The sequence below is a fragment of the Cystobacter fuscus DSM 2262 genome, assembly GCF_000335475.2.
GTDB classification, from domain to species: domain Bacteria; phylum Myxococcota; class Myxococcia; order Myxococcales; family Myxococcaceae; genus Cystobacter; species Cystobacter fuscus.
In genome coordinates this window covers 173,660-185,379 of record NZ_ANAH02000023.1, presented here as the reverse complement: position 1 = coordinate 185,379, position 11,720 = coordinate 173,660, and the positions used below count along the sequence as shown (strand labels likewise).

At 70.8% G+C, this 11,720-nt stretch carries 8 protein-coding genes; 7 read left to right on the top strand and 1 reads right to left on the bottom strand.

Translation table 11 applies throughout. The annotated features are described in order from the left end of the window. Positions 1-1,613: serine/threonine-protein kinase (locus tag D187_RS32155; protein WP_043432398.1), on the bottom strand; the 1,613-nt coding region annotated here is incomplete at its 3' end. A 117-nt stretch (positions 1,614-1,730) separates the two neighbouring features. Between D187_RS32155 and D187_RS32150 the strand changes: the two genes are divergently transcribed. From D187_RS32150 to D187_RS32120, 7 genes are all read left to right on the top strand, one after another. Then, positions 1,731-2,339 carry a hypothetical protein gene (locus tag D187_RS32150; protein ID WP_002624659.1) on the top strand — a complete coding sequence of 203 codons (609 nt, stop codon included), beginning with the start codon at positions 1,731-1,733 and terminating at the stop codon, positions 2,337-2,339. A gap of 241 nt (positions 2,340-2,580) precedes the next feature. Next, entirely contained in the window at positions 2,581-3,612 is a 1,032-nt protein-coding gene (locus D187_RS32145) for a putative porin (RefSeq protein ID WP_155893733.1), read from the top strand. Positions 3,613-3,631: 19 nt separating this feature from the next. After that, positions 3,632-4,345 (top strand): VTC domain-containing protein, encoded by a 714-nt coding sequence (locus tag D187_RS32140; protein ID WP_002624657.1) that lies wholly within the window; start codon positions 3,632-3,634, stop codon positions 4,343-4,345. Positions 4,346-4,351: 6 nt separating this feature from the next. Beyond that, the gene (gene tmk / locus D187_RS32135; RefSeq protein WP_002624656.1) at positions 4,352-6,064 is read left to right on the top strand and encodes a dTMP kinase; all 1,713 of its coding nucleotides are present in this window, start codon (positions 4,352-4,354) and stop codon (positions 6,062-6,064) included. A gap of 18 nt (positions 6,065-6,082) precedes the next feature. Further along, the gene (locus D187_RS32130) at positions 6,083-6,790 is read left to right on the top strand and encodes a DUF4956 domain-containing protein (protein ID WP_002624655.1); all 708 of its coding nucleotides are present in this window, start codon (positions 6,083-6,085) and stop codon (positions 6,788-6,790) included. Continuing rightward, on the top strand, positions 6,787-7,539 hold the full coding sequence (locus tag D187_RS32125; RefSeq protein WP_002624654.1) for a hypothetical protein: 753 nt from the start codon (positions 6,787-6,789) through the stop codon (positions 7,537-7,539). The genes D187_RS32130 and D187_RS32125 overlap by 4 nt, the downstream gene beginning before the upstream one ends. 138 nt (positions 7,540-7,677) lie before the next feature. Further along, complete coding sequence (locus D187_RS32120) at positions 7,678-11,619, top strand: myxosortase-dependent M36 family metallopeptidase (protein WP_002624653.1); 3,942 nt, start codon at positions 7,678-7,680, stop codon at positions 11,617-11,619. Positions 11,620-11,720: the final 101 nt, after the last annotated feature.

Genomic DNA, 11,720 nt, shown 5'->3' with positions numbered 1-11,720 from the left:
GTGCCCGTGCGCCGGCGGACCGCGGGCTCGGCCGGGGCCACGGCCGCGGGCTGCGAGCCCGTGCGACGCCGCACCGGCTCCGGCTCGGGAGGCGGAAGGACCGTGCGCTCGGGATCCTCCTCCTCGGCGGGCGTGCGCACACGCGGGGGGATGGCCAGGGCCGCGGGCGAGGAGCGCCGGACCTCCGGCTCCACGGGCGACTCCCCGGGACGGCTGCCCGAGCGCCGGGGACCGGCGACTTCGGAGTTGGGACGCCGCGCGCTCGGCATCTCCGCGGGCGTGCCGCGGGGGGCTTCCTGGCGGCCGGAGGCGCGCGCCATGGACGCGGAGCTCGGCACGGAGCGGCGGATGGACTCCGAGGGGCGGCGGCGCGACGCCACCTCCGTGGAGGGCGGGGCCTCCCACTCCTCGGCCTCCGGCTCGCCCGACACCGGGAGCATGTTCGACTCCGGGCGCTTGCTCGCGGGCGTGCGCATGGAGGTGCGCCGCGCCGGCGGCTGCATCTCGCCCGGAGGGGCCTCCCAGTCCATCTCGGGCGCGGGAGGAGGCGCCGAGGCGGAGGCCCGCGGCATCGAGCGGGACGTGCTGCGCGGGGGCGGAGCGGAAGACTCCGGGAACTCGGGCGCCGCGGGCGCCGCCGTCGCGGACTCCTCGCCGCGCGGCTCCGGGTTGCCGCTGCGCCGCTCCTCTTCCAGCCGGTCCGCGAACAGGGCCTCCATCAGCTCGGAGATCTGCACCGAGCCGGCCACCCAGCGCTGGCTGACGAGGAACTCCTCCAGGGCGAGCTGGAGCTGGCGCGCGTCGCGGTAGCGATCATCCGCGGCCTTGGCCAGCGCCCGCATCACCACTCCGTCCAGCTCCGCCGGCACGTCCGCCACCTGGGAGGGTGGCAGGATGTTGCACTCGAGCGCCGCCTGGAGCGTGGCCAGCTCCATGTCGCGCTTGAGGGGGCGGTTGCTGGTGAGCATCTCGTAGAGCACCAGCCCGATGGCGAAGATGTCCGCGCGGCTGTCCAGCGGCTTGCCCGCGGCCTGCTCGGGCGCCATGTACGCGAACTTGCCCTTGATGGCGCCCGACTTCGTCATGGACGCCTGGTCCGCCGCCTTGGCGATGCCGAAGTCCACCAGCTTCACCGAGCCGTCGAAGCTGATGAGGATGTTCTGCGGCGAGATGTCGCGGTGCACCACCTTCAGCGGCCGGCCCGAGTCGTCCGTGCGCGTGTGCGCGTAGTACAGGCCCTCGCACGCCGCGGCCACGATGCGGATGGCCAGCGGCTGGGCGATCCACCCGCCCGCGTTGTACGCCTTGCGCAGCACCCGCCCCAGGTCCTCGCCGTGGATGTACTCCATGGCGATGAAGTAGGTGCCGTTGGCCTCCCCGAACTCGTACACCTGGGCGATGTTGGGGTGGTTGAACTTGGCGGCGATGAGCGCTTCGTTGCGGAACATCTCGACGAATTCCGCGTCCTCCGCCAGGTGCGGCAGGATGCGCTTGACCACCACGTTCTTGGCGAACCCCTCGATGCCCCGCTGGCGCGCGAGCCACACCTCGGCCATGCCGCCAGTGGCGAGCTTCTTGATGAGCTGGTATTTCCCAAAGAGTTGAGGGTTCATCCCGGGTAGCTCGCCGGGGGGAGCAAGCGCGAAGTGAGAGAGTTCAGGGCGGTTCATCTTAGGCGACCCCATGGGACGAGGCAAAGACGACCCGTTGGAAACCGCCTGTTCCCTCTCATGACGAGCCTGTGGCTCGCCTCCTCCGCCCTGGCCCACCCCAGCGACGACAGCCGGGAGCGCCGGGACGCCATCGAGGTCTCCCCCCATGGGGAGGCCTGGGAGCTCTCCTGGTCGGACACCGAGGAGCGGCTCCAAGGCAGCCTCCGCCCCGTGCCTCCCCGCGAGGGCCAGCCGCTCCACGTCAGCCTCGACGTGGGCAGCTTCGAGGGCGCCCCCTTCACCGGGCCCCTCATCCTCACCCTGCGCCAGGCCGGCGCCACCCACGGCCAGAGCGTCACCGTCAAGCGCGGCGCGCGCCACTGGGAAGCCACCTTCGTCCCCGAGTCCACCGGGCCCCATGTGCTCGATGTGGGTTTCCGGACGACACGCACCAAGGCGCTCCATGCCCCCCTGGAGGTGAGCGACTCGCCCGTGTCGCGCATGGTGGGCTGGGGGCTGCTGGGCGTGGGGCTGCTGGCGCTGCTGGGGTACACGGTGCGGGGCATGCTGCGGACGGAGCGGGCCGAGCCTCCAGCGCCCCCCTCCCCCGGGACCGATGCTGGGCAGGCGCCCCCGCCGCAGATCCATGCGGCGCCCGAGCCGCCCGCGCCGAACAACGACCCGTAATTTCGACAACCGGGCCGTAATTTCGACAGACGCCCCTCCCTCGAAAGTGGGCACCCGCGACGCCCTCACGGCCTCTCTCCCCCTTGTCCCGACGGCTTTTGGACGGCGGAACGAGGCGAGTGTCGTCCCCCGGACGACTTCACTGGCAGGCACCCCTGTTGCACCTGCCCGTGCGGGATCGGGTTGGGGAGGCGCGGACATGGGCAGGGGGAAATGGAGCACGGGGGGGCGTCGGGCACTCATGGCCACGCTCCTGCTGATGGGAGCACGGGGTTGGGCGCAGGAGCCCATCGAGAAGCTCGAACCGCTCGAGCCCCCCACCACCCCCGAGGTGCCCGCGCGGCAGCCGGTGTCCGAGGGCGGCGAGGGCCTGCGCAAGGAAGACGACGGGGGCTTCCAGGTGCGGCCCTTCGGGCGGGTGTTCGCGAGGATGAGCGCGGACGAGCGTGAGCAGTACACGCGCTCGCTGTCCCTGCAGTCCGCGCGCGTGGGACTGGCGGCCTCGCTGCCGTACGTGGAGGCCGAGGTGACCGCGGACCTCTCCTCCAAGTCGATGCTCAAGGACGCCTTCGTGCGCGTGGCCGACGGCTCCAAGCAACTGCGGCTGTACGGCGGCCAGTTCAAGGCGCCCTTCCTCGCGCGCGAGCTGGAGTCGCGCTGGAGCCTGCCGGTGATGAACCGGGGCCTCGTGGCCGACTACCTCGAGGACACCCACAAGCTGGGCGGCCGGCGCATGGGGCTCATGGGCGAGGTGAACCTCAAGGAGGCGTGGAAGCTGCGGATATCGGGCGGCGTCTTCGAGGGCGCCAAGGACGCCTCGGGCACGCGCCTGGGCGAGGACGCGTCGCTGCGCGTGAGCGTGCGCCCCTTCAAGGCGCTCACGCTGGGCACGAGCACCTACCTGACCGAGGTCTTCGACGGCACGCGCCACCACGCCGTGGCGGCGGACGCGTCGCTGCGGCTGGGCGGACTGGAGCTGACGGGCGAGTACGTCACCGGACGGCTCGCCGTGGGGCCCTTCATGGGGCAGATGGGACTGGCCAGCTTCATGCTGCCCCTGGGCCTGGACGGCTGGGCGCTGCAGCCGGTGGCGGGCGCGGAGCTGCTGCAGCTCACCGGTCCGTTGAAGGCGCGCGGCTACGCGCTCGTGGGCGGCCTCAACCTCCTCTACTCGCGGCACTTCAAGGCCCAGTTCCAGGCCGAGCACGCGCTGCGTCCCGGGGATGAGCTCGCGGGCATCGAATACTCACTCCAGCTGGCCACCCGCTTCTGACGGCACGCGAGGGCGCATCATGATCCAGTTCGCTGAAGGAGAAGTCACCAAACTGCGCCGGGAGTTCAAGCTCATCCTGCACCGCGAGGACGCGCCCGCCCTGTGCGCGCGTCTGTCGGGCATGCTGGACGCGCCACCACCCGAGCCCACGCGCATCACCTCCGTCTACTTCGACAAGCCGGGCTATCCGCTCACGCTGCGCTCGCTGCACACCCCCATGGACTGTCTCAAGGTGCGCACCAAGGAGTACGCGCCGGACCTGGGGGCCTCGGGCGAGGAGCGCGTGGTGCTCGAGGTCAAGCGCGAGCGCAACGGCGTCACCCAGAAGCGCCGGGTGTGGGTGCCACGCGCGCGCTTCGGGCAGGTGATGCGCGGCGGGGCGGGCCTGCTGCCGCTCATCGCCGGAGGCAGCCTGATGCCGGTGCTCGCGGTGACCTACCAGCGCCACGTGTACCAGTTCTCCCAGTCCTGGCGTGTGACGGTGGACAGGGAGATTGGCTTTCACCGGGTGACGACACAACTTGCGCTCGGCCAGACGTCGTTGAGCGCGGAGCGGCTGGGAGCGCCGCTCGCGATGGACGGACGCGTGGTGGTGGAGGTGAAGCACCTGGGAGCGGAGCTGCCCGAGTGGCTGGCGGCGCTCAACCCCGGGTGCAAACCGGCGTACAGCAAGTTCGCCGAGGGAATGGCGAGGGTCCACGAATTCGTCGCGGACGGCATCGCGGAGGGCTGAGCAACCGTGTTCATCGACTTCGAAGGCATCGACGGCAGCGGAAAGACGACCCTGTCCAATCTCCTCGCGGCGAGGCTGAGCCGCCTGGGCTACAAGGTGGCGCACGCGCGGGAGGGCGGTGAGTTGCGCTCGCCCGTGGCCCGCCGCATCCGGGAGCTCACGCGCGACGCCTCCCTGCTGGAGATGTCGCCGCGCACCGAGTTCTTCCTCAACCTCGCCCGCGACGCGCAGCAGCTCGAGGAGGTCATCGCCCCGGCGCTCGCGCGCGGCGAGGTGTGCATCAGCGACCGCTACCTCTACTCGCAGCTGGCGCTCACCGGCGGCGGACGTGGCCTCGAACTCGAGTCGCTCCGGGCCCCGTGCGAGCTGGCCTCGCAAGGCCTGTGGCCGGACCTCGTCATCCTCGTGGACGTGGAGCCGGAGCTGGCGAGGCTGCGCAAGCGCCTGGGCAAGAGCAAGGGTGAGCGCGCCCTGGACAACGACAGCCGCAAGGGCCTGGCCGGCGCGGGCCTCGCCGTGAGCATGCGCGAGGCCTTCCGGGAGATGGCGCGCCAGGAGCCCTCGCGCTGGCTCGTCATCGAGAACAACGACCTGCCCCTGCACGTGCTGGAGCAGCGTCTGGTGGACGCGGTGGTGGCGCGCCTGGAGGGCCGGGACAGTCCGTCCCCCCGCCCGGCGCCGGCCCCCGAGCCCCCCGCGCCGGCACCGGTGCCGCGCTCGCTCGACGAGGTGGAGGAGCACTTCTTCCGGGTGATGGATGGGCTGGAGGTGCGCGAGCCGCAGCTCGCGGTGTGGCTGCTGGGAGGCCTGCCCGGCTTCAGCGCGCACCAGCGGCGCCTGGGCTTCGTGGAGCGCTTCCCGGGCCTCACGGTGCGCAGCCTCAACGGCCTGGACGACGAGCCGGCGTGGGCGCTGCGCGAGCTGCTGGCGGAGGTGGTGCCGCGCGACGTGGCCGCGAGCATCGGCACCACCCCATCGCCCCAGGCCAGGGCACTGCGCGAGCGCCTCTATGAGCAGGCGCCCGCGGAAGTGCTCTCCGGCCTCAAGCGCGACGACTCGCCCGCGGCCTGGTCCCTGCGCGAGCGCGCCCTGGGCGAGGGCCTCCTGGCGGACGTGCTGTGCGGCCTGGCCGGGCTGGACGACGAGACGGCCTGGGGAGTGCGGGAGCTGGGCGTGAAGCGGGGCTTGTACGGCGACGTGGCGCGCAGCCTCGCGGGGCTCGCCTCGGCCCGGGCGGACGCCCTGCGCGAGAGCCTGCTCGGCCACAGCCGCCTGGCGGTGCTGCGCAGCACCACGGGCCTGGACACGCCCTTCGCGCGCGAGCTGCGCGAGGCGCTCCAGGACAAGGCCCGCAAGGTCGTGCTGCGCTCGCTCACCGGACTCGACACGCCCGAGGCGTGGGCCCTGCGCGAGAAGGGCGCGCCCCTCACCAAGGAGGCCCTGGACTCGGTGGACGGAATGGACGACGCGCGCGCCTGGCGCTTGCGCGAGGAGCACGTGAAGCGCTGGCCGGCCACGGTGCTCTCCTCGCTGCAGGGCCTGCCCCTGACGGAGCGCGCCGAGGCCCTCATCCTCCAGGCCCTGGAGCAGACCGGGGCCCGGCTGCCGGTGCTGCACAAGGCCTATGCCCTCGTCGCCGCCGCCCACACGGCCACCCCGCCGCAGGAGCGCGCCACACCGCGCGCTCACGACGTCGACCACACGCAGCCCACGCTCTAGAGCGGAGAAAGCACCACCATGGAGCCGTTCCTCACGGATATCACCCAGGACGTGGCGTCCAGCATCTCCCTCAAGGACGCGGGCATGATGGTGCCACGCCTGGTGGCGGCGGTGCTCCTGGGCACGGTGTTGTCCCTGCGGCCGTGGAGACTGCTCTCCGGCCGCGCCCTGCCCAAGGCGGACATGGTGCAGGCGCAGATCCTCCTGTGCACGGCGGCGGCCGTCATCACCGCCGTCATCGGCAACAGCATGGCCAAGGCCTTCGGACTGGTGGGCCTGGGCGGCTTCGTGCGCTTCCGCTCGGGGCTGAAGGATCCGCGCGATGCCGCCATCCTGTTCCTGGTGATCGGCCTGGGCATGGCGTGCGGCCACGGCAGCCTGGGGCTCGCCGGGGTGGGCACCGTGTTCGTCGGCCTGCTGCTGTGGGTGCTGGAGTTCTTCGAGAAGAAGGAGGCTGACGCCCCCAAGCAGCGGATGCTCGTGTCGGCGCAGGCGGATGACCTGGTGCGCGCCGAGGAGTTCCTGCGCAAGACGTTGCACGGGCGCAACGTGCTGGTGCGCGCCTGCGCCCTGGACTTCGACGGACGCCGGTTGGAATTGGAAGTCGAGGAGAAGGAGCCGGGAGCGCTCGCGGCCACGCTGAGTGGCGCCGCGGGCGGCCCCGTTCGTGGACTCAGGTGGATGGAGTTGCCCGCCCGCAAGGGCGGCCAGGAGGATCGGGCATGAAGCGCTGGGGTTGGGCGGTACTGGTGGCGGCGGGATGCTGGGTGGGCTGCGGCGAGGGCGGAAGTCTCCCCGGGCAGGGCGACAAGCCCGCCGTGACGAATCCGGATGGAACGGTGACGCTGCCGGACATCCCGGCGGGCACCGGGGGCGAGGACGGGCAGCCAGCCCTCACCACCCTGTGGCCCCTCACCCGGGGCTCCTCCTGGACGTACCGCATCAAGGATCCCTCCAAGGGCACCTTCGAGAAGCGCGTGGAGGTGCTGGGCGAGCAGGTGGTGCCCGAGACGACCATGAAGGCCATCGCCGTGCTCAGCACCCAGCCCAACAAGGAGGAGATGTCCTGGCAGCTCGAGCTGGACGGCACGGTGGTGCGCCTGCGCGAGGAGGACCGCAAGCAGGGCAAGGTGTCGCAGGTGACGACCTGGAATCCCGCCACCGTCAAGGCGCTCTCCAAGCCGCAGGCCCTGGACTGGAGCTACACCTCGGACATCCGCGAGCTGACGCGCGCCGACGACGGCACCCTGGAGGACAAGGACAAGACCTACGTCTGGCGCGTGGCGGGCGTGAACGAGACCGTCACCACCCCCGCCGGCACCTTCACCAACGCCATCCGCCTGGAGCGCAAGCGCGGGGACAAGGTGAAGCCGGACGATGACCGCACCTACTGGCTCGTGCCCGGTATCGGCAAGGTCAAGGAGGACGGCGAGCGGCTCGAGGAGCTCGTCTCCTTCGACATCCAGAAGCCCTGAGCCACTCCGGCTCCTCGGGACGCCCTCCTTCCGGGGAGGCGTCCCCGCCATTTTGCGGGTGAAACCAACAGGGGGGTAGGCTCACGCACAGGCGGGTTGGCTCCAGGCGGTGCGCGCCCGTGGGAAGGAGCCCCCGAAGTGACAGGGTTGGTTTTCAAGTGGTCGAGGCTGGCACTCGCACTCGCGAGCACGGGTGCCACGGCGCGAGACCTGCCGAACTACGAAGTGCCGCAGGACCCGCCGCCCTCACCGCGCGCGAACAAGCCACTGCGACCGGAGGCAACGGACGCACGCGTCGCCCACCGGGACGTGCAGCGCGACCTGCCCACCTTCGTCTGGGCGAACAAGAAGTCCGAGGCCCCGTCGTTGCGCGCGCGGCTGGCGAACATGAAGCCCGAGCAGGCCGCGCGCGAGCAGCTCGGCGAGTACGTGTCCCTGTATGGCCACGAGTCGCTCACCGAGGCGGGCGCGAACGTCACCTCCGTCAGCCGTGACGCGCGCGGCGTGTCGGTCGTCACCTTCGCCCAGCAGGTGGACGGCGTGGAGGTGTTCCGCCAGGGACTCAAGGTCCTGCTCGACACGAACAACGAGGTCGTGGCCCTCAGCGGCAACCTGTCCCCCCATGTCTCCGCGACCACGTCCGCCGCCCGGGCCCCGAGCCTGCGCCACCAGTTGACGGCCCCCCAGGCCATCTCCCTGGCCTATCAGGATCTGACCGACTCCCCCCTGGAGGGCAGCCTGCTCACGCGGGCGAGCATCCGCGCGGACGACAACGACGCCTACACCCACTACCAGCTCGCCCCCTACGCGCGTCCCCTGGCCGAGGGCCTGGTCATCCCCGCGCGCGCCAGGCCCGTGTTCTTCCCGATGGCCAGGGGGCTCGTGCCCGCCTACTACCTGGAGCTCAACACGGCCCCGGCCGACAGCCGGGAGTCGGACTACTACGCCTACGTGGTGTCCGCGGCCGATGGCCGGCTGCTCATGCGCAACAACCTCACCGCGCACGCGGACTTCAGCTACCGCGTCTGGGCGGAGACCACGCCGCCCTATCTCCCACTGGATGGACCCGCGGGTGGGATCGCCACGCCGCACCCCACGGGCAAGCCCAAGACCTTCGCCGCGCCGCCATACGTGGCCCCCTCGCTCGTCACCCTGCGGAACGCGCCCTTCAGCCGCAACGATCCCTGGCTGCCGGAGGGCGCCACGCAGACCGTGGGCAACAACGTGGACGCCTACGCGGACCTCGTCTATCCGGATGGCTTCGGCACGGGGGACTACCGCGCCACGGTGACGGCCCCGGGCATGTTCGACCGGAGCACGGATTTCAGCCTCCAGCCCTCCGCCAACGCGGGGCAGAGCCAGGCGGCCACCACGCAGCTGTTCTACGTGAACAACTGGCTGCACGACTGGTTCTACGACGTGGGCTTCGACGAGGCCGCGGGCAACGCCCAGCAGGACAACTTCGACCGCGGCGGCCTGCAAAATGACCCCATCCATGCCGAGGCGCAGGACTACGACGGCCGCAACAACGGGAACATGTCGACGCCGGCGGACGGTGCGTCCCCGATCATGCAGATGTTCATCTTCGACGGTCCCGAGGAGACATTGGATGACCAGTACCTGGAGGTGACCGCGCCCGCGAGCGTCGCGGGTAAATACGCGGTGGGCAACGCCAACTTCGGCCCGCAGTCGTTCGACCTGAGCGGCCAGGTCGTGCTCGCGGTCAGCGGCGACTCGACCACCACGGCTTGCGAAGCGCTGACCAACGCCGCGGAGGTGGCCGGGAAGATCGCCTTCATCGACCGCGGCGGCTGCACCTTCGTGCAGAAGATCCGCAACGCGCAGAGCGCCGGAGCCGTGGGTGTCATCATCGCGAACAACACGTCCGGCGCCCTCGAAGCCGCGGATATCGCTCCGGACATCACCCTCCCCTCGCTGTACATCACGCAGGCGGATGGCAACAGGCTCCGGGCCACGCTCCCCGACCTCACCACGAAGCTCCACCGCGTCCTGGTCCCCGACCTGGATGGCACGCTCGACAACAGCATCGCGGCGCACGAGTGGGGCCACTACATCAGCAACCGCCTCGTCTGGAACGCCTCCGGCCTGACCAACAACCAGGGCAAGTCCCTGGGCGAGGGCTGGGCGGACTTCACCGCCCTGCTGATGATGACGCGCCCGGAGGACATCCACGTCCCCGCCAACTCCCACTGGAACGGCGCCTACGCCGTGGCCGGGTACGCCACGCGCGGCGGCATGTCCGAGGACAGCACCTTCTTCGGCATGCGGCGCGTGACCTACTCGGCGGACATGGCCAGGAACGCGCTCACCTTCCGGCATATCGCCAACGGAGAGCCACTGCCCGCCTCGGCATCCACCACGCCCTTCTCCACCAACGCGGAGGTCCACAACTCGGGTGAGATCTGGGCCACCCAGCTGTGGGACTGCTACGTGTCGCTGCTGCGTGCCTACCCCTTCGAGGAGGCCCAACAGCGCATGAAGCAGTACCTGGTCAACGGCTACAAGCTGACGCCCGCCACGCCCACCTTCCTGGAAGCACGAGACGCGCTCATCGCGGCGGCCTCCGCCTCCTCCGCCGAGGATGGACGCCGCTTCTGGGAGGCCTTCGCCCGGCGGGGCGCGGGCGTGGGCGCGGTGGCGCCGGACCGCACCTCCTGGGACCATGTCGGCGTCGTGGAGAGCTACGACGTCACGGCGGACGTAACGGTCGTCTCCCTCTCCGTGGAGGCCGTGGCCAAGACGTGTGACCGGGACAACATCCTCGACAACGGCGAGACGGGCCTGCTGCGCATCAAGCTGCGCAACCTGGATGCCCTCCGCACCGAGCAGACCGTCGCCACCGTCACCTCCTCCAGCCCGGGCGTGACGCTGGGCAATGGTGGCCAGGTGCAGGTGCCAGCCCTGGACAGGTTGGAGGAGACGGAGGTCACCCTCCCCGTGTCGCTCCAGGGCGCGACGGGGCGCCAGCAGCTGAGCTTCACCGTCACCACGCGCCAGGAAGACCCGTCCCGTCCGGGCAACCGCGAGGTCACCTGGCGCGTGGGGGCCAACTACGACGAGCAGCCCGCCACCACGACCACCGAGGACGTGGAGTCGAGCAACCCGCCCTGGACCGCCACGAATGACGACCACGGCGTCAACGTGAACTGGACCCCCCTGGAGTACCCCACGGCCACCGGCAACCACGTCTTCCACGCGAGGGACGTGAACGGGCCGAGCGACATGCGCCTCACCTCCCCACCCCTCCAGGTGAGCACCACCGAGCCCCTCGTCCTCGAGTTCAAGCAGGCCTGGGACTTCGAAGTGGGCGTCGGCATGAACTACGACGGCGCCGTCATCGAGCTGAGCGAGGATGATGGACGGACGTGGAAGGACGTGGGCGAGTCCCTCTACAACGGCACACTCGCCAGCTACGAGGGCAACCTCAACCCGCTCGAGGGCCGCGGGGCCTTCGTGGGCCAGAGCACGAACTTCCCCGCCTTCATCACCTCGAGACTGGACCTCGGGACGGCCTACGCGGGCAAGACGGTGCGGCTGCGCTTGCGCGTCGGCTCGAACCAGAACACCGGGGCCAATGGCTGGCTGCTGGATGACCTGGAGTTCAGTGGCCTCGGCAACACGCCCTTCACCGCCATCAAGGAGGAGGATCACGTGTGCGTGCCGCCTCTCGTCATCACGGCAGGAGAAGACGTGACAGTGGAGGAGCGCACGCGCCTGACGCTCCACGGCCGCGCCACGGACGCGGACGACAGCCCTCTCACCCATGCGTGGACGCAGCTGTCCGGCCCGGAGGTGACGCTCTCGGAGGCCGACACGCTCACGCCCTCCTTCGTCGCCCCCGAGGTGAGCGCCAACACCGCCCTGCTCTTCCAGCTGTCCATCTCCAACGGCGGCGCCACGGCCATTGACACGGTCACCGTGACCGTGACGGACGTGAACCGCGCGCCCACCCCAAACCCGGAGCCGCCGCGCTGTGGCTGCTCCAGCGGCGCCGAGGCCCCCCTGGGGATGATGGGCCTGGCACTGCTCGCCCTGGCGCGCCGCCGCCGGGTGAACTGAGCAGCTCCGAACTGCTCGCTTCCCGGTCCCTTCCGTCTCTTCTCTTTTGACAGGAATTGCTCGGTGTAAGCGACCCGACCCCATGCATTAGACGATGCAAG